We start from the raw sequence: 23,372 nt of genomic DNA, 5'->3' as shown, positions 1-23,372 counted from the left end.
CCCCTATTTATCTTTCATTATTTCCATTCCCACTTTAACGTTTTCACGAACTAATATCTTTAAATAATTCTTTAGAGTTGCATCATCCATCGCCTCAATCTTAGTAAGTGCTTTTTCAAATTCTGTTGTTAAATACAGTTTTTCTGCATATTGATTTAAAAATTCAATGGCTCTTGGATTTGGATACCATTCATATTCCTCACACATCATTCGCTCACTAAGTATATTTTTTGCTTGTTCTATATCACTAATCAAGATTACATTCTCACCAAGAATTTTATTTTTGAATGCTTCATTCCTCAATTTTTCGTCGTTTAGTCGTTCAAAAATATCTGATGAATTTAGATATTCTAATGCTGACTTAATTTCTGCATCAGTTGATGCTTTCCTATTCAAAGTATCAAAAGTTCTCTTAACTATTTCAAAATCTTTATCCGCAAGACATAAAATTGGAGTTCTATTCTTTTTAGACCATTCAATTGGGGAAGAGCTTCCAGTTTTAGAAATCCATAGTTTGTGTAATTCATTTATTTTCAAACTTTTATTATAATGATCTATAATCTTACCAGCTGAAGTTTTATATTCAGAGTTAGATTTAGTAAATGAACCCAATGAAATCTCATTAAATATCTTTGCAATAGCTTCATCAGATAAATTGAAAAGTTCAAATTCACATTTTTTCTTAAACAAAGTTACTTGATTATTAAAAAAGACAGCAAAATCATCACCGTAATTTTGAAGTGAACAAAGAAACTTAAGTTTGTTAAAGTCACTAATATCTCCGCTGATTTTAATTTCATATAAGCACTCAAAAAGTTCTTTTAGGTTTCCTAAATCATTTTTAACACCATCAAAAGGCAACTTAAAAAACTGCATCTTATCAACCCAAGCATCGACCATCTCTTTATAACTCGTAGTCCTTGTTATATATTTATTACTAATATCAACAATCTTGTATTCTAATATGAGTTTATCTATCTCTGCATTTATTGTATCAACATGCCAGAGCCATGAAGATGCATCATTCATTTTACTTTTCAATGCGTTAATATAGTATCCCCCATCATTAATCTTATCTGCGAGTTCCTTTAGCTCTCCACTGTTATACTTGTCAAGGTACAGAACCATTCCCATTCTGCAGTTTTCAAAGGTTACAAGTTCTTTCAAATAAATAACAATCTGATCATTTTGTGTAAATGTTTTACCAATATAAGTCACTATATCTACGTCTCTTTTCCCAGATTTCCCGTTATTGGTAAAATCACAATAAGACTCCACTATTTCTTTCATATCAACATAGCCAATTGGTTGCAATACATCCAATTGTAATCCTATCGCCCAAAGAGGAAAACCTAAGGTTTTAATCTTTGCACGTATTTCGTTCCTCGTTTTATCTATTGTCGCACATGCACTTTCACTTATCTTAAAAATAGTGGCTGTACCCTTTAAAAATGCTTTTTCCTCACTTGACATTTTTACTATATATTTATCAAGATATCTGTTACTTGGTGTGGTCTGCAGTTTTATTATTTCATCAATCATCTCTGCCATCTTATCCACCGACATAACTTCGCTTACTTGTTCATTACTCCAACTATAAGTATCATTTGCATACTCTTTAAGTAAAAAGCCTAAAATAAATGCAGTTAAATTGCAAGGCAAAAATCCCCAAGGTGTAATTTTAAAATGGTCATATATTGATTTAATCGATACTTTCCCTTTCTTGTCAAATGAGTCAGCCATAAAGCCTTCTAAATTGTTTTTTATTCTTGAAATTAGATGATGCTTGTTTTTATTGACATAATCATCTACAAGCCACACTCCCTTAAGGACATTTTCAAGTTTTGTAGCTTCGTTAGAAGAACGATACTGAAACTTCACTGTTTGTGTTATCCCGCAAATCGAACCTGACTTAAATGCATTGGCATCAAACATTGTTCCCACGACACTAAAGTTTTCAATACAATCCGGAAATCTTTCAGTATTTATTTCTCTCAATTTATTAAAAACTTCTGTTACACCAAATGCCTTTTGCTCTTGGTTTTTAGTAATTACTCTTATTTCCGCAGTGAGTAAGCTTTCTTTCCATCTTTCAATAACTTCTTTTGCCATTTCATCATATTTCTTTGCTTGACCCTTATCAGGACCCATCCAATAATCACATTCTGCAACGTTCTTTATATACTCTTCAAATTTTTCATCTGTCAAATCACACAAGGAATTATCTATAAAAATTATCTCTTGCTCGTTAGATTTTACAAGTTCCCTAATCCTTCCGATAACTGCAGCACTCTCCGTATCATCTTTAGCAAACACAATAACCACTGGTATTGTGTTTTGATAATACTTATTTCTTATTTTCCCTGATATTTGACTTATATTTTCAATAGTAGCAAGGTTGGTCTCAAATCTAAGTTTTAATGCTCCATTAAAACCCATAAATTCTGCAACATTATAATTTTCAATAATATCTTTTAATTTCTTTGTCTCCCTTAACTTTTCAATTTTCTTACTTACATCAACTTCATTACTTCCTGATCGCATTGCTACAAATTGATACTCATTATTACCAATTTGCTGTTTAAACAGCCTTCCTTCTTTTACAAGGCGCTCTGCAATTTGCACAGCATTCAAACTTCCTATATCAGTACCTTCATAAGCATTACCTATATTTTTAGCAATTGGTCTAAAGAGACCTACCTTATCACCAGTTTTTTCTGAAATACCTTGTAAAAGCAAAACTGTTTTAAGTACTCTTTTTCGATCATCATTTAACTGGTCATTGTTACCACCCATTTCAAATACAGAAAGCAAATTTTTTATAGCCGACTCCAAATTGACTTTACCATTTTCATAGAAGTACTCCCAAAGCATATCTATTGTTAATAAATTAGGATCAGAATCTGGCCCATAATTTTCTATAAACCATTGGAAACTCCTATCTGTTTCGTCGTCTTTTCTATTTTTGATAAAGTCGAACATACTTCTCTGATTAGATCCAAACATTGAAGATAAGTGCTTTAGAATAATTGCTGTGTATGGATGAATAGGTAGAATTCCTTTCAAATCATCTTCATCAATTTTAGCTGATTTAATTACCATGTTACTAGAAGATGGCACCCCCTCATATAAATCATCAGCAATGTTTTTCCAATCATTTTTAGCTATTTCCTTTTTCTTCATTGCATTGCCCATAAGTTTAAATGCCATATTTTCAGGCAGAGTAATATTACAAGTAATGAATCTATCTACTATTTTTCTATCATTGTCCTTATCGTTAAATAGACCACCACTTTTGTGTGTTACGATAATGAAATGAAAAGGTATAGTCGCACTTAATTCTGCAAGTGTTTGAAACCCAGTAATAGAGTTTTTATTCTGGGTAAAATATTCAGTAAATTCATCCCAAATAAATATAATTGATTTAAGTTTATTCCTCTCAATAATATCATTTATCCATTTACCCAGGTCCTTCGTATCTAGCTTAATTGCAGAAATATCCTCTTTCTCTGCAACCATAAATATCTTTCGAATTAAATCAGCCACATCATTTTCGCTGTATGTAGATAGCTTATGAATAATGCTCTCTGCATTATCAGCTCCAAATTCTAGTTTATATCTTGATACTATTAGATCATTAAAGAACCTTGCAAACACAGGATCTCCAAGCTTTTTGATAATTGCATCTTTAAGTGATTCTTCACATTTATACTCAATATCTTTTTTTAAAAGCTCTTCTTTTATGCTTTCTTGTATTGCCATAATTAAACTATTATCACCTTTAATACCTGATGATCCGACACGATGTATAGTTAGAATCTTCCCCTGAGCTTTTGCACCTTGAATGATGTTAAACAAGTCCATTTCCAGATTATGTTCTACAAAGTATTTCTCCACTTCAGTCTCAGGAGCATCAAGTATATGCTTTAGAGTTAGTACAGCATGGGATTTACCCGTACCATATGCTCCCTCAACCCATATTGAAAGCTTTTGCTGTCGTCTTAATATGCTTGCTGTATTCTTAAGTAATTCAATAAAAGTTGCATGTGGGTAAAAACTGTTCCAGTCGACAAACCCACCAGCTAATAATTCATCACTAACCGATGGAAAGTAATTTTCATCGATATCAAAATAATTCTTATAAGCATTTTTAACTTCCATCTCTTAGCACCCCTCAATAAATAGTCTCAATACATCTGATGATGTTTTTTCGCTGTTCAAGTTTATATTATCCAAATCGTGAGTGAAACCCACAGTTATAAATTCAGGATGATTCACCGCCAAGCCACTAAGTATTTTTGTTATAGTTTCTTCATCAATACCAAAAATAAGTGTTGGACTTATGCCTTCACTGTCAATATCATAATTCATCAATCTGCTTAGTGAAAACTGATAGTAATCACCACAAATTTCTGCAAATTTATATAACCCATATAGCACAACTTTTGAATCAGGATTTTTCCATGAAGTACGGGTAATAGATACTAATGAATCTTTACCCCCAATTTTTCTTGTTTCGCATATTGCTGCAACCTCAATGTCTCCTTCTAATGGTTTCTTAGTAATATCTCTTCCTAGTGGTGTCTTTGTAAGAATATTTTTCAATGATGATGCAATATTATTCTTTGAGCCTTTACTGTAGTTATCGCTAATCATTGCTTTTATTTGTTCAGAAAGATATCTTTCATTTAAGGATAATTCTTTTGTAAACCAATTGAACTGAGGAGTATATACTAAATTACATAATATCAGAGCCCAAGATGATGTACTATTTAAACCTAATTTACAAATTGTTTTATTCATAATATCAGATTTCTCTGCTCCATTTTTATTATTACCCCTTTCAGGTTTAATCATTGCATCTTTCAGAAACCTCTTTAGTGCCGTAATTTTAACAGAACCTAAATCATTGTCTTTAGATTTCCAAAAATCCTCTTGATATTTTAAATACTTAATTACCCATTCTTTTTCTACCCCAAAACTTGCATAACAATCTAAACTCATTTTTCTTCCAACCCCTTTTAAATCTTTTAGTGAATTATAAACCAAACAACCACTGTCAATATTATGGCATTTTCTACATTTTAAACATTTATCATCAATATATAATCCATTCTCCATATTAATATAACCCATTATGCAATTTGCTTCGCACACTCCACATTTTACGCAATATACTGTTTTTTTAAATACTATTTTAAATGCTGAAACAAATAGTATCTCTTCTTTCGTTTTAGATTTACAATTCAGCTCAATATTTAGCTTATTCAAACTTGTAGTTACTGAAAAAATATACTCTTTACCATTTGCTAATATAGAATATCTATCTTTATCGATTTGAATAAGAACTCCTATTGTCTTCATCCAAATTTTCCACTCTGTATTTTCTTGAATGTTTATTCTAATTGTATTATCACTTATTATTTCCTCATAAACATCCATATTGTGTTCTATGTCTCTACCGTTATTTCTCATTTTCCAACCACCACTATAAAAAAAATCATTTTCCTTTTGTTGATTATCAAATTTTCTATTGCTTTTATTTTTAATTATTTCCATAAAGGAACTTACCTGCCCAGGATAGTTTACTCCTTTTATAAATTCATGTTTTCCAGACGACATCGGACAAACAATGCATCCTACTCTACTATTTCCTTTTTTATATGCTTCATTTATCATTAAATTTTCTTTATAAATATATAAATATAGTTCAGCCGTACTCCAAGCATCAATAGCATTCATTGAATACTGTCCTTCATGTTTTTTACCAACATTTATCGTGTCGTATTCACTTCTAACAGGACTCTCATCTTTTCTTATTCCAGTAAAAGCCATGCCCCTAAAATTTGGTTTCCTCAAAATCTTTCTAAGCAGATTTATTTGAGGGGTAGTTTTATGCACAGTACAACACCATCTCAACCTATGTGCCGGAGGACCAAATATATTCCAAGATTCCGTTGATTTTAAGTGGGATTTAGCCGTATAAAACTTTATATCTTCATAATTAGTAAACCTTTCTATTTCATCTCTAACTTTATATGTATCTTCGCATTCCATATCTGTGTCACCAAACACAACTACGAATTCATTATGTGGCAATGCCTTTTGTACTACATCAAGAAGAACAATGGAGTCCTTACCCCCGCTAAAAGCAACATAGAAAACATCTATTTTGCTCTTATATGAAATGTAAGCATTATACACTTTTTTTATTGTGTCATTAACCAAAGCATCCATGATTACTATATTTTTCTCAACCATTGCATCCACATCTACAAATCTAAGCTTTAAGTTCTCTTCATATACTTCGAGTTTTGGAGCTGTATATAAACCTCCGCCGATAGTCTTTGCTACCATTTTTCCTCTATAATAATAATAACTTGATTCTGCCCACATATATGGCAGGCTATCATCTTTCTCGTAGTCCCAGAACGCATCAAAGCCCAGTATATCAAGTTCTTTATAATATACTGGTCTGGGTTCTTTGCTAAACTTTGATGCAGTTGTATTTAATATATAGCCCCCAGTAGTGCTATCCCAGTCATAATTATACATATTCTTACTCCTTATCTATAAGGCATTAATTGCCTGTTTATTTTTAAACTTAGCCAATGCGAACACTCTATCAAAGTTTACCATTCTTCTTTGAGCCAAATAACCATTATTAAACAAATATTTTAGTGCTTCTTTCTCATCAGAAAAATGTTTTTTTAAATCCTGTATTGCAATTTCTTCAACCAAAATTTCATCATAACTATCAAACCCAAAGGAATTATCAACAATTACACCTATTGGTTTTGTAATACTTCTTGAATGAGAGTAAATCTTTAGGTCATTACAATATCCCTCAACAATGCTTTGGAGTAAAAAAATATTCCATCTCAAATCTATAGTTGGAAATATAGTAAAACTGTCAATACTGCTCAGTGTAACATAACCATTTATCAAATATTTTTTTGTTGCATTTTCTATTGCTTTAATCAAATCAATATTAATATTTAGCTTTTCTTTTAAAAGAAAGTTATCTTCATCTGTTCTAATGTACAATTTACTTGCTTCTTCAATAAATAAACTGTTGATTGCCTGCAAATCATTCTCTTCAACAAAGTTAGACAATTCAGTTAACTTAAACATCTCTTTCCCTTCAATAAACTTTTGCATTGCAAAGTTTGCTGACATCTCTTCTCCCACTTTTCCAATAAAAGTATATTTAAATCCAAATTCACCAGCAAAGTAACATTTTAAAATATCCCGTAAACAAACGTAGTTTATAATGCAATTACTTTCAATAAACCCAGCAGCTTTTTCTTTAAGTATTTCATACAACTTCTTTACCGAAATAAATCCATCCCTTGTTTCATACCATATAATATCTCTTATCAAATTTTTTTCTTGCTCAGATATATCAATCCTTTCAATATGCCAATACTCATTTATTTGCCAATAAAGAATATTGTTATTGTAATTTAAAGTTTCAATAATTTTCTTCTTAGATATATGTGGAAGCAACTTCAGAATATCATACTTACTAATAGGGGCATCACTATTTTTTACTGTTTCTTCAATTTCTTCTTGTACATCTATTATGACTTCATCTGAAAGCGAAATATAGCTGTTTTGAATGCAAAAACAATCTTCAAAGTAATATTCAAGGAGCCCTTTTAAAACAGTTTGATTATAAATATTTGTGTATGTAAGTTCATCTTTAAAACGATTGAATATCCCGTCGAAATATATAACTTTTTTTGTTTTAAATGTATCTAACACAAAACTAAGTATTTTTTCTAATAGCACCTTCTCTTCTACTATTTTATTTGGCGACATATAAAAACTCTCCTCACAACGTACTGCAATTGTTTGCAATTCATCTATAATCATTTCATTATCACAATTCAATATTTGAGAATTTATTTGTTGTGCTAATTTTTTAAATTTATTAACTTGAATTGAACTAGATACTCTAATACCTTTAGGAAAATATTCATCTAGTGTTTCTATATAAATCTTTTGCTTTTTATTGTATTGCTTTTGATTAATATAAAACTCTACTTCTTCAATTACAATTTCACTGCTTTTAAGGAGCAATTGTAATTCTATGTCTATATCTGGTGATTCCCCTTTTAAAGCATAATAAATATTCACATTTTCTGTACTAATTTTGTACTCATCAAGTAGCCACTTGCATGTTTTTACAATATTGTTTGCGCTGAAGTTTGTTTCTATCCATAATCCATTGGACAGCCGTTTACCAGCTATAAGTAACAACGAGTCATAACTAAAGCATTTCCATTTTGCACTGTTGACTATAGAATTCAATGGAAATTCACTTGCAGAATCTGGGCACATTATTATTAACTCTTCACAGAGCTTAACTAAAACATCCGTCCAATTATGAACATTTATCGAAACATCATCTATATTTAACTTATATGGGTGACTGTGAGTATACGTTTGGTTTTGGTTGTTAAAATTAACTATATGCTCGCCTTTAACCGATTCTGTAATAGAAACACTTTCATTCAAATTCATACCTATTTCCACTTCGGTGCAATCCTGAATCTGGTGTTCTTGGTTCAATTCATTTGATTGATCATTAAACTTACAGTAAGATAAAAATTCTCTGTATTTGTTGATTGCTAAACCGTACTTATAGTTTGCATTTTTATTATTATTTTGAAACGGCTTATTTAGCCACATAATATCAATTATACGGTTATAATCTTCTATCATAGTAATTTCTAAAAGTGGTTTGTTGGATATATTTTTAATTCTGCAAACTTTAGCAATATTTTCAAGCGCATAAATATAGCTTTTCGCTATAGTATCAGACAGAAATATAATATCTTCGAGATAGGCTAAAAACTTTTGTTTCTGACTTTCTGGTATTACATCCAAATCTCTATCTGACACTTTTCTGCTATTGCACTCCACAACGTCTTCAAGTTGCTTGGGCTTATATGGTATATTTTGTTGGTGAAATTGTATGAATTTTAAGTACTGTAGATAAAATTCTATAGCTTCGTTGTATTTCTTTTTACTTACATTGTCTATAGCAACAAAAGTTTTATTCCTGTTTAGTTTATGAATAACATAACTAAAATCTTTAGGTAAATTCATATCCAGTATAGATGTTTGTGATATATTAAATTTCAATGCAGCATCTGCTGCTGATTGAACATACTCTGCTATGTTACTAATTGTTTGGCTACTGACAATTTCTTTATTATTATATAACCATACTTTAAAGGTGATCATATTGTTCACCAAAATGTCATCTCTCTCTTTTGTATATCCTTGATTTGGGTTATGAAAATTAACTATTTGTTCTCCTTGAACTGGTTCTATAACTAAAACACTTTCATCTGTTTCTTCATCTGTTTCTTCATCTGTACGATCATCTGTCTTGGTTACTAAATTCAGTTCATTACATGTCATTTTTCTGAAATTGCACTCCACTTGTTTCTCTGATTGCTTTGAAATATTTGGTTCGTCTAATTGCTGAGATATTACAAATTTCAAATACTGTAGATAAAACTCTATAGATTTAGAGTATTTATTTTTAGCTACATTATCTTTTACAATAAAATTTCTACTCTTATTTAGCTTATTAATAGCATCAATAAAATCATTAGGTAATTTTATTTTTAACAAAGAGGTTTGTAATATATGAAAACCCAAAGCAAAACTTGCTATAATTTGTATGTTTTCAGATATGCTGTTGACTGTTTTACTGTTGACAATTTCTTTTTTATTATATAACCACATTTTAAAGTTAATCATACTATTCTCCAAAAGGTCATCTGTCTCTTTTGTATACTCTAGATTTCGGTCATTAGAACTAACTAACTGCTCTCCTTGAACTGCTTCCATAATTGGAACACTTTCTTTCAAATTTACATCTATTTCTTCTTCGTTGCAAACATCTGTCTGGGTTACTGAATTTAATTCATAAGATTGATTTTTCCTTTTATCGTAATCTAAAAATAGCCCGTATTTGTTAAACACTAATCCGTATTGATAGTTTGCATTTTTATTTATATTTACGAATGCTTTATTTAGCCAAATAGTATTATCTATTAGTTTATAATCTTTTGTTGTAGTTATATTCAGAAGTGGTGTAATGGATAAATTCATAACTTTGAAACATTCCGAAATATTTTTAAGTGTATTAACATAGCTTTCAGCTATGGTCTCTGATACCCCAATAATATCTTTTAAATAATCTAAAAACTTTTGTTCCTGACTTTGTGATATTCTATCCAATTCTATCTCTAGTGCTTTTCTGTCATTGCACCCCACAATTTCATTCTTTTGTTTCGAGATATTGGGTTCGATCAGTTGCTGAGATTGTGTACATTTCAAATACTCTATATAAAAATCTAAAGATTTTGAGTATTTTGTTTTATTGGGGCATTTAAAAGTATAACGTTTTTCCTTATTTATCTTATCAATAATATCAATGAAATCCTTAGGTACATTTATTTCTAACAATGGGGTCTTTGATATACTAAATTTCAATGCAAAATTTGCTATAGATTCAATGTACCATACTATGCCCTCGATTGTGTAAAGGTTAGCAATTCCTTTTTTATTTTGTAACCATTCTTTGAAATTAATCATTCTGTTATCCAAAAAAATCATATCCTCTTTTCAAAATTAGTATCATTATGCTATTCTGCTTATCCCATAATAAGGGCTACAACTTCTCACCCACTAATACTTCCATAATATCACCAATGTCACATTCAAGAACATTACAAATTTTCACTATAACCTCCATGCTCACAAATAAAGTAGTTGTAAATATTATACAATATATTGTGATATACCGCAAAACATTTCGCAAAACGGCAATTTATTTGTTATTATATAATTAATTTACTATTATTGTTATAGTGCTATTGAGATGTACCAACGTGGTAATATTTTCATAAATAGATATTATTATCAATTCTCTATAAATAGATAAATTCCTTCAATTTATTCATTATTTTTATATTTCTATAGTGATTAATGATGTATTATATATTATATATAACCATAGAATTTTCTAAGCTTAAACAAAATATAGTTAATCAATAATTATCATGGTCAATGATTAACTTGCGTTAATTGTATTTATGTATACCATGGCTCAATATTTTATTATACTCTACTTATAATTTAGAAAGGATTTGAGTAATTTGAAATCTTTTAATAAGAGCTTTAATAAATATAACTACTATAAGCTTACTCCTATAGAAACATATGAATTGGTTAGAAGTGGAAAAATAAAGAAATTCCCGAAACATTTTTGGGAATGCGATGATAGTGATGAATATGCTCCTCAGCTTACACGATACTTAATTGAAAAAATACTTAAGTGGAAAGATGATGACGTTAGGGAAAAACTTAGAAAGACAACATTTAAAGAGCATAAACTTGGTGGGTTATTATTGTGCAAATATAAAGATAGTTGCTATGAAGCAATTACAAAAGCTTATCCTAAAAAAAACTTTCATGCATGGGATTTTGTTAATGCACCTAATGATTACTGGCAAGGGGAACAAGGAAAAGAAAATGCTATATATGCTACAAAGTGGCTAATTGAAGAAAAGCTTAAATGGTCTGAAAATGAAATTGTTGAAAATTTAAACCAGAATGTATTCACAGAAAACCATTTACTTGGCATGTTAAAAAAAGCATTTAACTGTACTCTATTTGAAGCTATAGATGCAGCTTATCCAGGCAAATTTAAGAATTGGGAAATTGGTACCCATGTAAAAAATAATTATTGGGATAAAGATAAAGGTGTACTAGCCGTTAAATGGCTTATTGAGCATAGATTAAAATGGACCGATACCGATATTAAAGAAAATTACTCTAAACAAATTTACAAAGATAATAATCTATATGGAATGTTACAATGTTGCTTTAATACAAGCCCATTCGAAGCTATAAACACTACATACCCTAATAGATTTATGGAATGGGAGTTACATAATGTTCCAAGGAAATTCTGGGCTTCACATGAAAATTGTGTTAAGGCTACAACGTGGCTAATTGTAGAAAAGCTGAAAATTGATATTTCTACTTCAAAACAAAAACTATCAAAAAAACACTTTAAAGCTAATAATTTAATCAGCCTTTATGAGAAATACTCTGTGGCTGAATTAATAGAACTAGTGGAAGAGAAAAAGACCATCAAATAATTGACCTTTCTCCCCTCCTAATCTCAAATAATTCAATTGCCCTTAAATTATCGGTGCTATATCTTGTATATCCATATAACATATATAGAAGAAAAAAGAATTGTGGAAGTCACTCCCACAATTCTTTTTCCAAAGTTTTATTTTTTATTATTACCTTTTTATTATTACCTTTTTATTGTCCATAAAAAAGGTAAGGTCAACAAATTGTCTATAGAATCACCGAAACATTGAAAGATACTCATACTAAACTGTTCTTTTCAAATAAACATTATTTAAATTAAGACATTCTATTGACCTTTAGGTACAATAATTATTATACCTATGCTGCACCTCTCATTGGATTTACCAAATATATTTGATATCTACTCTTATGCTTTATTTGTATGGTCAGTTAATGCTTCCATATCTTCCACATCTAAGCTGTAAGTATGCTTAATTCCTTATGATGGATACCTATTATTTTTTTACATCAATACAGAATGTATGACATTTACATCCAACAATACTCTCTACTCTTTTCGTAAAATATACAATCTTAAATGTATTATATTAAAACTAAATTTACAACATATAATTCTAACTTTTAACTATTCGAATAAACGATTATATATATGTTTGTGACTTTATTATTTAAAACTGATTCTAGATTATTAATTTTACATAAAATAAGAACTAATTAGCTCTTAAGTAGTTTTCTATTTTCATTAAGTTTCCATCAATATAATTAAGTATATCTGTCTTACTTATTTCATTAACAGGCGAATTTAACTCTTTCTGCAAATTGAGTCTCTCGAATCTTTTATATAACTCACATAATTCTGTAAATTTATCTTGATCTAATATTTCTATTCCTTCAGTAAATATTTTAAATTTAAACTTATCCCATACATCAACTTTAAATTTGTTCTTAAGTTTTAAATCTAAAGACCCAGCTTTAATTTTCTCTTTATTATAATGCTCATTAAAAATAATTCCATTTTCATAAATTTCGTTTTCTAGTAAATTTAGCATATTCTTCTTCAACGTTACTGCTTTTATCTTTTGATTATCCGCATCTATTTTTTTTGATACATAATACCCTCCACATATTCCTATAGAACTAGACGTACTACTTATTAATACATTTGTTAAAATATTTTTATCTATGTAGTTTAGCAATGAGATAAAAGAAACTATAACGACCGTTAGTGATATTGCAAATACACTTTTTACCTTAATTTGAAAATTTCTTACCTTGATTGTATTTTCCATAATTTCACCTCTTCCACATTAATTATGGACAAGAAGTAGAATTATATACATGAAAAAGAGCCCCTTATCAGTTCTTTAATGATATATAATATATACAGTTTTTCTCTTGTCAGTAAATCCAGTAGTTTCGACGATATGTATTGAATCTACTTTTATGCTAGTTTGCTGCAGCCTCTCCCTTTCACAAACATTTATATGTCGAATGAATTAACGTAACTTATAATAATTAAACTTACCAAATCTCAACCAAAACTACCATAAGTATTAATTATATTAAAACCACCTAAATATAAATAGTTAAATTTAAATAAATACTTAATAACCCAAATAAATCATCACTTTATGAAAAAAAAATTAAAATGTGATAATAATAAAATAGATAACATCTTATGGCTTAAATTAAGCTAAAATCTTAAGGAGGATGGTAAAAATGGCATCACAAATTAAATTTAAAGATAAGGTACATGAAAAAGGATTTAAGGATTATATGGCAAGGTCAAAAGTGCAAGACTGGGATAAAGAGGAGCATATATCTAAAACTAAAATGGAAATATTGCAGAAAAAACAAGAAATCTCTGAACAAAATTTAAGAATTAAAAAATTAAAATCATTATTTGAGTTAGAATCTTTAAATAAATGGATAATTAAAAATTTAAATGAAGATGAATTAATTTCTTTCTTTATAAGTAAAAAACATATTGAAAAAATAAAAGTAACTGTAACGAAAAAACAAGACCTGTATAATATTAGTCTAGGTACTAAAAATATTAGGGAATTCTTTACTGATGAATTATTTTCAAATTTTGTAACAATATGTGGAATGGCTAATTTAAGAGAAATTTCAGTTTACCAAATTATGTTATATCGTGAAAACAAAGATGAATTTGTTGAACACTACTCAATATCAGATGGGGACTTATGGTAAACTTTTAAATAATATTAGTATGAACTATAATTCAGCCTATAATGGGTTGTTTTTTTTTTATTTACAGTCTCTTTTTTTTCTATTATCATACCTAATTTAAATTATTTCCATATATGTGCCATCACAAAATTTTATAATAAGGTTATAGTTGATGGAATAGAAGAGTTAGATATATATTTTTGCTAATAAAGAAATAAAATTCAATAGGATCTAATATAGGTTATTTAATGTGTTACAAATACTACAGCGGTAAAAAGCATTTACCATTATATGTGTTTTAGAGAACAAAAACATTTAAACTGAGCCTATTTGTATTTTTTTATAAATTCTAACAATGCAAGTGAAATAAGATCCTTTTGTGTTTCCTTTCTACGATCTGCAAAATCGGAGAAATCTTCTGCTATTTCTTTATAAATTTTAAAGCTTCTTGTCACCACTTCTCCATCTAATTTATCAATATTTATATTAATCTCCGGAATTTCAATTAAACTTGTGTTAGTTTGTTTTCTATACCAGCCTAACATTTCTTTTAGATCTCCTGTTAAAGATAAAATTTCTTTAAGCTCATTTGGTAGTTGCAAAGTATTCTTTGGTATACTTTGAATTTCATTTGAACTACTTTGGGTAGTTATTTGGTATACTTCCTGTTTTACCAATGGTTTAGAGACAGTTGTTTTCTCATTTCTTTGGATTACTTCTTCTGAATCAACTTTCTTAGGCAAAAAATCTAATTGTCTACTACCTTCAATATTGTAATTAAAAGTTGATTTATTATATTTTATATTTGTATCTTTAATCATTTCAGAAAAATATTTTCTATTTATTCCAAACTGTTTAATAAATTTATCTGTTGAAATTTTATCTTCTTTACTTTTATTTCTATTAGCAGCTGTGTTTTTATTTATTGATTGAGCTATTTCTTTTAATTTTTCAATTGTTAAGTCTAGTTTATTTGGTTTACTCATTTTCTTAACCTCCATTATTCATGGTTTACTTTTAAACTACTTTAGTATACTTTTATATTATCATAAAAAAAAATATTTTAAAATAAAAAATCAGTAAACTTAATTACTACTCTGAATATATTCAACCCCTTATACTGCCATTGCAATTCCCTCTATCTGACGTTCTAGCATATTCTCACGTTCAAAGGCATTAATATAGCCTCTATCATAGTTAACATTAGTTTGCCAGTAGCTGTGTTAGTCTCTATGCTCTCTTTGCTGCTTACTAGGTGTATTCCCTTTACTTGTAACTGTTCCCCTATATCTAATAGGTTATTTGTACTTCTTGCTAACCTATCAAGACTTTCACAAATAAATATTTATTAATTCTAAAAACAACTCTATATAAACAGTTTATTATTCTGTTTCTTACACTGTTTAGACTATGGTCTATATAAACACTATAAATAATTATAAGATAACGTGAGTTATCCCACTATTAAAAACCACTAGCTGTACAAAATATGATGGTTCTCTTTCTTCAATTACTCCAATAATGTCTCCCAAATTCATTATTTTTTCTCCCTCATGCCAGTCGTTCTGTTTTTCTAAAAATAAAAAGCCATGGGATAAACATAATCTCACAGCTAATAGTTACCTCTTAATTAACAATTTGAATAATAGTTATTTACTATATTATTCTCATTTTATATTTTTCAGACACCAATTATAATATTTAGAAGTTAGACTAATTAAAATTCAGAACCTATTCAAATTACTAATTATGCCAAACCTAATTAATATTAACCTCCCTATCAGACTAGTATCTCAAAGGAATGCCGGACCTTCGTATAGTTACATCTTTCTTTTTCAACCAGTAAAGAAGAAAGTCAATACCATGTTCTGCGATATCTAAATTGTTTTTGGGACCAACCATGAGTTCTCTTACAGGTAAGTAACCTTTGTCATTAGTCATAGGAACCTCTATATAAGGAATAATTATACCATTCCTATCTCTAAATTTAATTTCATGATTTAGTTTAGTACTTAACCCCTCATTCACTAAATGAAAAAACACGATTCTATATTCTTGTTCCTGAGAGAATAGGGGGTCTTTAAAAAACAAACCATATGCGCCCAAAGCAACTGACATTAAAGATATCTCATCTTTCAACTCCTTAATTAGTTCAGTATTCTTTGATTTAAGATATTTATTATATAACAAAGGTATTTTTGTTATATTTATCTCATCTCTAACTATCTGACATTGTATAGCTTTATCATAGATAACTTTTCCGTGAATACCAAGAGGAGTTTCATTTTGTAAATTTGACATTATCTGAGCTAAATCGCTCCCATCAAGACCAATATTATAACCAAAGCAATTTGAATAGGTAGACCACAATGCTAATGAATCCGGATTTTCTGTTAGCGACAAAATATAATAGTTTTGTTCTTTAACATTCATGCTCTTACCAAAGTTTAAAAAATGTACTTCTTCTAATATCATTCCAGCTATTAACTCATATTCATCGGTAAACATATCTTTACAAATAATTTTAATAACTGTATCTATATAACTAATTTCTGAGAAATCATTAAGAAAATTACTCTTTGATACCCAAAATAACTCATTCTGTAAAATTCCTAGCAAACCAGCAGCATCTGTATAATGGTATAGCATTCCAGCGGATATTTGCTCTAATTTAAGATATTCTTCTAATTTATATTTATTTTTTTTCATTTCTACACCATCCTATTAAATATGATTTTAGATAACAATTGAATAAATTTTTATTTTTGTCATCTTTATTTAAATTTATAGTATACTTCAAAACTATTATTGATTTTATCTAACGGTATAAATTTAACATTTAATACATCACAATCATCTGCAAACTCAAATTTTTTTAAAGTTTTTTCTTTATTATCCACTACTGCATTATAATAATTTATTTTTTTCTCTTTAAAAACTATGCTTTGTCCAAAAATTTCAACTTTCTCACCAATAAATACGCATTCTACATTTTGTCCAATATCTTTGTTAATGGCTTCTATCTGGTTAAAATTGGAATTTACTGTTAATGAAACTGTCAATTTACTGTATGTCCCAGTAATAGGCTTATTATTCATGCTTTTTTCCAAAACTAATAAATTCTCACAATCATCTTCAGTTATTTTTTCTGGTAATGTAAAAACCACACCATAATATTTTTCTAAAACATAAAGTCTTTCTAATAATCCTATTTCTTTTTCAATCCCTCTAATATTTGTATAATTTATATTTGAGTCTGAAAAAACCATAAATTCACTATCATCTTTTAATACAACAAGTTTTTTAACTCCTTCTTGTCCAATATTAGATAAAAATTTATTCATTTTTAGGTTAACTTCTACATTATCTATATATTTTTCAGATACTTTTATATTGAGTCTATCATCAGAAATATTAGACCTATTTATGGATAATGATAAAATTAACTTGGCACCTTCTTGCATTTCATTACTTAATATTAAATAATCATTTTCAATTCTTACAAGTCCCATTTCCAGATAATCCAATTTAAATGATGTGTTTTGGAATTCGAACTTCATTGGGATAGGCTGAGGAAATTTCTTTGTTATTATATTCACTTCACTTACTGATTTAAATTCTTCCATCAAATATTCTCCAAGCCACAATTTAATACCTTCTGCTTTCAACTTAATAGGAATTTGGTTTTCATAACCATAAACTATTAATTCATTTATGTTTTTTGCCCATTTATATTCATCTGGAATTATAAACTTTATATTTCCATGTGGCGGATACTTTTTAATAGCCTCTTCGTTATTACCTACTACTTTAATAGATACTCCTTTTTCATTCATATTTAAACTATATCTAAAATCAGGATACAATGGATGCATTGCACCAAAACATCTTTGAAGCATTCCCATCTTTCTCAATGCCCCTATGTTATCCCCTTCTCTAGCAAGTTCTAATACTTCATCCATACCTTTATTAATCTTTATATTCGAATTTTGTATATTAACATTTCCATTACCTTCAGTTTTATTTTTTGAAATACTTTTATTATCTTTAGGACCTAGCATACTAATCAATTTCCCTTCAAATTTGAATTTTGAATTACTATATTTTTATTACCTTTTGTTTTATTTTTTGATTTTTTAATTACTTTTTTTTCATATGTTCTTCCTGAAAAGAATCCAATAATTACACCACTAATTAATCCTCCCATTATTCCAATTAGTAATGCTCCATGAACTGTTGATGGATCTAATAAACTCATAATTATGTACACTCCTCTTAAATAAATCTACTACAATACAAAAAAAGTTATCAATTTCATAAATTAGCGTATTTTCCAACCGCATATTATAGATATTATCTACAATATTATTTACTTGCTTAAATACATATAAGCTGCTTTCTATAACATATTTATTCAACACAAATTTATCTTTTCCTGCAATATTTATAAAAATGCGTAAAAATGTAACTCTGAGGTCATTACCCCAGAGTTAAGTACAAACCACTCAGAAAACTTTTTAACCTAAAAGAATTTCATCGTAATGGTCAAGTCTATTTATTGCTTCAAGATATTCTTTTAATGCGTCGTCACCTTCGAGTAATCTGCCACAAGAATGGCTTCCTAGAAATTGAGAATATTCATCTGTAACGTAATTGCCATCTTTCATTTTGCCGATTTTTACATGATTACATTTATTGCAAGTACAAAATTCATTTCCATCAAACTCATCAATATTAATAAAATTTATCTCGTCATTATCATACTCACAAATTTCTTGCCATCCATTACATCCATCTAAAATTTCCGTATTCCAATTACTTCCATCATGCCATTCATAAATTTCAATCTCTATAAAAAGATTTGAGTTCATTTTGTCTTCAAGATTTCCATCTATTGTGACTAACACTTCCCAATCTTTAGATGTTTCGTAATCATTACAATATTCAAATTCTCCATATCCTATAGTTTGTGAAAATTCATTTACCATCTCTAAACAATGTGTCTCGCCCTCTTTTTCTAGCCATGCTATATAGCCACTAATAAAATCATCTGATATAACTGGATTACTTGTGTTCCTTACATAATCAGCACCTGTAAAATCTACTACTTTCATAATCTCAGATACGTTAATTGTCATTGTCTTTGGCTCATTATATCCATCATCCATTTGATAAACTCTCATTAAATCCATTTAATACATCCCCTTTTAAATTTATTTTGGTAATGGAATGGTACTTGTTAAACACAAATACCCTAGAAAGCTTTGATATTTTCTCTATCTATTTCTTCTAATTTTTTCTCAAGTTCCTGACTTGTATTTAGAATAAAAGCTAATTTTCTATTTATAGTTAAATTTTAATTAAATTTAATTAAAATTTAATTAAAATTTAATTAAGAAACCTTTTATAAAACTCCCCCATATATCACTAGGATTTTATATACTATTTATTAGCTTTGATTAATTCACTACCCTTTTTAATGATTTTATATTTTATACTTTTATTCTCAATCTCTTCCAATAATACTTTATATTTATTTTGATATTTTTCTATTTCAATATTATATTTCATTTGCTGCTGGTTTAATTTATTATTCAAATCCTCTTTTACTTCTGCTACTTCTAATTTAACATGTAATTCATTTTCTTTTTTTACCTGTTCCAATTCCTTATGATGATCTTGTGGTAACTTCTTAAGGGTTACGTTTAGCTGATTAATGTTAAAATCCTTATCTTTAATACTATTGCTTAAATCAATATTTCTGGTCTGAGAATCTGCAAGTAACTTCTTATATTCTTCCAGCTCAATTTTAAAATTCTTATATTCAGTTACAATGCTTAATAGATCATCATTCTTACACTTATATTCATTTACAAGTAAATCCTTATCTTTCAAGTTGCCATCTAACTGCTCTATTTGTTTATTATGTTCAATTTTAGTATTCAAAACTTCATTTTTATGTTCTTTATCTTCATTTTGAAGTGCAAGTAGATTACTATAAACTTCTTGTAATTCTTGTTTTTGTTCCGCAATAAATATTTCTTTATTTAACAGCATGTCTTTATATTTTGCCTTTAAAAGTTCAAGTTCTACATCTTTATTACTTATTAAAGTGTTGCTGCCATCTGCAATGCTTATAAATGAATTTAATATCGAATCTAAACTACTTTGTATAATAGTTGTGTCTTTAGCTAAAAAACTGTTTTGCTTCACATTTTCCAGTTCCATAATCCTTACTACTTTATTAAAATACTGCTCCTGCGTCATGTCTAAGTCTTTCAACTGTTGTTGTAACTTATCTTTTGCCTGCTGTGATAATCTATAACTAGTAACTACACTTTTATTTTCTTTTACTTTTTCCACATTATCATCACCCCATAATATATTTTGTATTTATAACATGCATATATACTCGTTAACACGTTGTAATTACTACGTTTATGCTGTAATACTATATTTCTTTAAAATAAATCACAATATAATAATCTACTATTAACAACTAGAAGCACTTATATTTTTATTTTTTTATGCTATCAATAAATATAATGTTCTAATAAAACTGTATATACCGACGTTCACTAAGTGCTTCCAGTTATTGAATAAATTATCACTACGTATTATGAAATTTCCTTTAAGTAAAGATGTTCTTCTTAATTAGCCCACCCCAATAACTTCTTTTCTAAAAGATCATAGTCATAATCTCTTGTCATACAATTTTCCACAAAATTACTTTTATTTTTGTTACTCACATATTTAGGCTCTTTCATTTGTAATATTAATGTCTCATAATGTTGCCTTAGTTTGCCTGGTGATAAGATGATTTTATACCAGAACTCATGTTTTTGACTAAATATTATTAATTTTTTAATATCGTCAATTGTTTTTTTATCTAATCTTAGAATTAAATCAAATACTTTTGACCATTTCTGCATATTAGGTTCTTTTGCTTGTTCATTATTATTTTTAATATATTCCCATAGAAATGTAGATAATCTGTATTCATCCGAATCAGATGAAAAAGTTTTCTCTTTCTTTATCTCTATCTCTATCTCTTTCTCTATCTCTTTCTCTTTCTTTATCTCTATCTCTTTCTTTGGTGTACATTTGTCGTACATTTGTACACCTTCAGTATTTTCACTTAGTTGTAATAATTTTTTATCTTCTATAGATTTTCTATAAGTCTTTATTCTATCAGCTTCTGTACTACTTTTACCGATATAACATTGAATATTAAGAATAAATATTTCTCCGCTTTCTAACAATTCTATTAAATTGAGCTCATCAAATATCTTAATCGCTTTTTCTATAATCGCTATATTATGTCCTAGTACGATTGATAACATTTTAGGATTATATGGTATTGTATCCTGAAAGATTAACTTACCATCATTTTTAAGTGATTTAAGGTACATTTCTAATAAAATGCAAGCATATTCATATCCATTATCCATTGCCTTAACAATTTTCATTTCTTCACTGTCAAAAAAATTGTCTTTTAATTTCAGATAATAATATTTTTTATTATCACTCATTTTTTATATCTCCCTCGTATGTTATAATGTTATTGAATGTTTACCTGGACCCTCTGTAAAGGGTTCTTTTTTATACAGATAGATATTTTTTTATAGTTCCTGCTACTGGGTAGCTATAAAAATATAGTCTAACCTTTTTTTGTGTTTTTACATTATTGCTTTTTTCCATTTTCACCTTCCTTTAAATCATCTGTTATCATTCACTATTATTGAAACTCTTCATCACTAGGATGTTTGACACTATTCTTTTTTTTCTTAGCATGTTTTTCTTTATATATAAATTAAATGTTTCTATATATATATAGATAATCTCTAAATACTACCGCTACATAATTGAACTTCAATTTATAACTTAGTACCATTTTCACTTTATATTTATTGAATTTTAAAATTTAGAAAAGAATTTAATTAGCTTTTTAGGCTATTTCTCTTTCGAATATTTTTCAGCTAACGAATTTATGAGTCCTGAATAATCAATTTTTTGATTACCTTCTTCTATCTTTACTTTAATGATTAGTCCAGTTTTTCTATTAAGAGTTATAGTCTTTAACATTTAACTACACTCCTTTTTATCATCCGGAAAAAATATTGACTGTACACTTTCACAAAGCACATTCGATATTTTTTGCATTACTTCTCTAGATGGATTCCTTCTATTATTATTTTCTAAATTCGAAATATAACTTGCTGTTAAACCGCACATTTCAGCTACTTTATAAACTGTTAACCCCATATTTTTCCTGTAAAATTTAATTTTATTCAATTTGACACCCCCTAATTTATTATCCATGAGATAATAATATTCTATTATCTGTTGGATATCAAATCATAAATATCCCTCAGATAGCAGTTGATAGAGTATATCATTATCCACGGGATGTTTTTCATTGATTTGCTTCAAATTCCTTTGACTTTCATTATCCAATAGATTAATATGTGTTCTAAGAGATAATATAAAACGGAGGAATTAAAAATGCTGGGAGATAACATAAAGCGGATAAGAAAATCGAGAAAATTAGGATTGAACGAATTAGCCAAAAAATCTGATATCAGTGGAAGTTACTTAAGCAACATAGAAAAAGGAATTAAAACAAATCCATCTATTGATGCTTTAAATAACATTGCAAAAGCACTAGGTATTTCAGTTGATGAACTTTTCAAAAACCAGTTAGATTTTTTTGAAGAATTAGGCCTTGGAGAAGACAATCATGAAAATGAAAAACATAAACCAGAGCAATTAACTACTACTTTAGAAATTATTCCAGAAGTGTTTACAGATCCTATTGAAACTAGATATTATATAAGTAAGCATAAAATTTTTTCTGCAGGAGGCTTTAATGTTAACAAATTATCGGATGATGAGGTCTTGGAATTTGGAAATGCTCTTTTAGAACAAATGAAAATGGTAAGCTATAAATATAAAAAATAAGTAAGCGCCATAATGGATTAGATTATTCAAATAATAATTGGAATATTTGATATTTACAGTGCAAA

The 23,372-nt window shown here is 28.3% G+C and carries 19 protein-coding genes; 3 read left to right on the top strand and 16 right to left on the bottom strand.

Going from position 1 to position 23,372, the window contains the following annotated elements:
• Window positions 1-3 precede the first annotated feature (3 nt).
• The 4 genes from KPL51_RS04035 to KPL51_RS24455 form a co-directional block, all read right to left on the bottom strand.
• Window positions 4-4,161: a hypothetical protein gene (locus tag KPL51_RS04035; protein ID WP_216157725.1), complete on the bottom strand. Its 4,158-nt coding sequence runs from the start codon at window positions 4,159-4,161 to the stop codon at window positions 4-6.
• Between the two features lie 3 nt (window positions 4,162-4,164).
• Window positions 4,165-6,555 (bottom strand): phosphoadenosine phosphosulfate reductase domain-containing protein, encoded by a 2,391-nt coding sequence (locus tag KPL51_RS04030; protein ID WP_216157722.1) that lies wholly within the window; start codon window positions 6,553-6,555, stop codon window positions 4,165-4,167.
• A gap of 15 nt (window positions 6,556-6,570) precedes the next feature.
• Window positions 6,571-10,632 carry a hypothetical protein gene (locus tag KPL51_RS04025; RefSeq protein ID WP_216157720.1) on the bottom strand — a complete coding sequence of 1,354 codons (4,062 nt, stop codon included), beginning with the start codon at window positions 10,630-10,632 and terminating at the stop codon, window positions 6,571-6,573.
• A 64-nt stretch (window positions 10,633-10,696) separates the two neighbouring features.
• Complete coding sequence (locus KPL51_RS24455; RefSeq protein ID WP_224853727.1) at window positions 10,697-10,780, bottom strand: helix-turn-helix domain-containing protein; 84 nt, start codon at window positions 10,778-10,780, stop codon at window positions 10,697-10,699.
• 403 nt (window positions 10,781-11,183) lie between these two features.
• On the opposite strand from KPL51_RS24455, the gene KPL51_RS04015 reads away from it, so the two are divergent.
• The gene (locus KPL51_RS04015; protein ID WP_216157714.1) at window positions 11,184-12,191 is read left to right on the top strand and encodes a DUF4046 domain-containing protein; all 1,008 of its coding nucleotides are present in this window, start codon (window positions 11,184-11,186) and stop codon (window positions 12,189-12,191) included.
• Between the two features lie 672 nt (window positions 12,192-12,863).
• Here KPL51_RS04015 and KPL51_RS04010 read toward each other — a convergent pair.
• Complete coding sequence (locus tag KPL51_RS04010) at window positions 12,864-13,442, bottom strand: hypothetical protein (protein ID WP_216157711.1); 579 nt, start codon at window positions 13,440-13,442, stop codon at window positions 12,864-12,866.
• Between the two features lie 421 nt (window positions 13,443-13,863).
• Here KPL51_RS04010 and KPL51_RS04005 point away from each other — a divergent pair, with 421 nt between their 5' ends.
• Window positions 13,864-14,367 carry a hypothetical protein gene (locus KPL51_RS04005; RefSeq protein WP_216157708.1) on the top strand — a complete coding sequence of 168 codons (504 nt, stop codon included), beginning with the start codon at window positions 13,864-13,866 and terminating at the stop codon, window positions 14,365-14,367.
• A gap of 305 nt (window positions 14,368-14,672) precedes the next feature.
• Here the strand turns inward: KPL51_RS04005 and KPL51_RS04000 are convergent, their stop codons facing one another.
• The 11 genes from KPL51_RS04000 to KPL51_RS03955 form a co-directional block, all read right to left on the bottom strand.
• On the bottom strand, window positions 14,673-15,332 hold the full coding sequence (locus KPL51_RS04000) for a hypothetical protein (RefSeq protein ID WP_216157705.1): 660 nt from the start codon (window positions 15,330-15,332) through the stop codon (window positions 14,673-14,675).
• Between the two features lie 164 nt (window positions 15,333-15,496).
• Window positions 15,497-15,634 (bottom strand): hypothetical protein, encoded by a 138-nt coding sequence (locus tag KPL51_RS23330; RefSeq protein WP_312888385.1) that lies wholly within the window; start codon window positions 15,632-15,634, stop codon window positions 15,497-15,499.
• Window positions 15,635-15,782: 148 nt separating this feature from the next.
• Entirely contained in the window at window positions 15,783-15,956 is a 174-nt protein-coding gene (locus KPL51_RS03990) for a hypothetical protein (protein WP_216157702.1), read from the bottom strand.
• A gap of 175 nt (window positions 15,957-16,131) precedes the next feature.
• The gene (locus KPL51_RS03985) at window positions 16,132-17,055 is read right to left on the bottom strand and encodes a DUF2971 domain-containing protein (protein WP_216157699.1); all 924 of its coding nucleotides are present in this window, start codon (window positions 17,053-17,055) and stop codon (window positions 16,132-16,134) included.
• Between the two features lie 65 nt (window positions 17,056-17,120).
• Window positions 17,121-18,407, bottom strand: a complete 1,287-nt coding sequence (locus KPL51_RS03980) for a hypothetical protein (protein WP_216157696.1) — start codon at window positions 18,405-18,407, stop codon at window positions 17,121-17,123.
• Between the two features lie 5 nt (window positions 18,408-18,412).
• Complete coding sequence (locus KPL51_RS03975; protein WP_216157693.1) at window positions 18,413-18,604, bottom strand: hypothetical protein; 192 nt, start codon at window positions 18,602-18,604, stop codon at window positions 18,413-18,415.
• A gap of 259 nt (window positions 18,605-18,863) precedes the next feature.
• Window positions 18,864-19,538, bottom strand: coding sequence for a hypothetical protein (locus KPL51_RS03970; protein ID WP_216157689.1), 675 nt, complete (start codon window positions 19,536-19,538; stop codon window positions 18,864-18,866).
• A gap of 250 nt (window positions 19,539-19,788) precedes the next feature.
• Entirely contained in the window at window positions 19,789-20,709 is a 921-nt protein-coding gene (locus tag KPL51_RS03965; protein WP_216157686.1) for a hypothetical protein, read from the bottom strand.
• Window positions 20,710-20,996: 287 nt separating this feature from the next.
• Window positions 20,997-21,878, bottom strand: coding sequence for a putative phage replisome organizer (locus KPL51_RS03960; protein ID WP_216157682.1), 882 nt, complete (start codon window positions 21,876-21,878; stop codon window positions 20,997-20,999).
• 421 nt (window positions 21,879-22,299) lie between these two features.
• Window positions 22,300-22,431: a hypothetical protein gene (locus KPL51_RS23930; protein WP_263628210.1), complete on the bottom strand. Its 132-nt coding sequence runs from the start codon at window positions 22,429-22,431 to the stop codon at window positions 22,300-22,302.
• Window positions 22,432-22,641: a helix-turn-helix transcriptional regulator gene (locus KPL51_RS03955; RefSeq protein WP_216157679.1), complete on the bottom strand. Its 210-nt coding sequence runs from the start codon at window positions 22,639-22,641 to the stop codon at window positions 22,432-22,434.
• Between the two features lie 210 nt (window positions 22,642-22,851).
• Here KPL51_RS03955 and KPL51_RS03950 point away from each other — a divergent pair, with 210 nt between their 5' ends.
• Window positions 22,852-23,307, top strand: coding sequence for a helix-turn-helix domain-containing protein (locus KPL51_RS03950; protein ID WP_216157677.1), 456 nt, complete (start codon window positions 22,852-22,854; stop codon window positions 23,305-23,307).
• Window positions 23,308-23,372: the final 65 nt, after the last annotated feature.

Source organism: Clostridium bowmanii, assembly GCF_018861315.1.
Classification (GTDB): Bacteria; Bacillota; Clostridia; order Clostridiales; family Clostridiaceae; genus Clostridium_AD; species Clostridium_AD bowmanii.
Note: the sequence above shows the minus strand (reverse complement) of the source record. Positions and strands in the feature narration are given on the sequence as shown.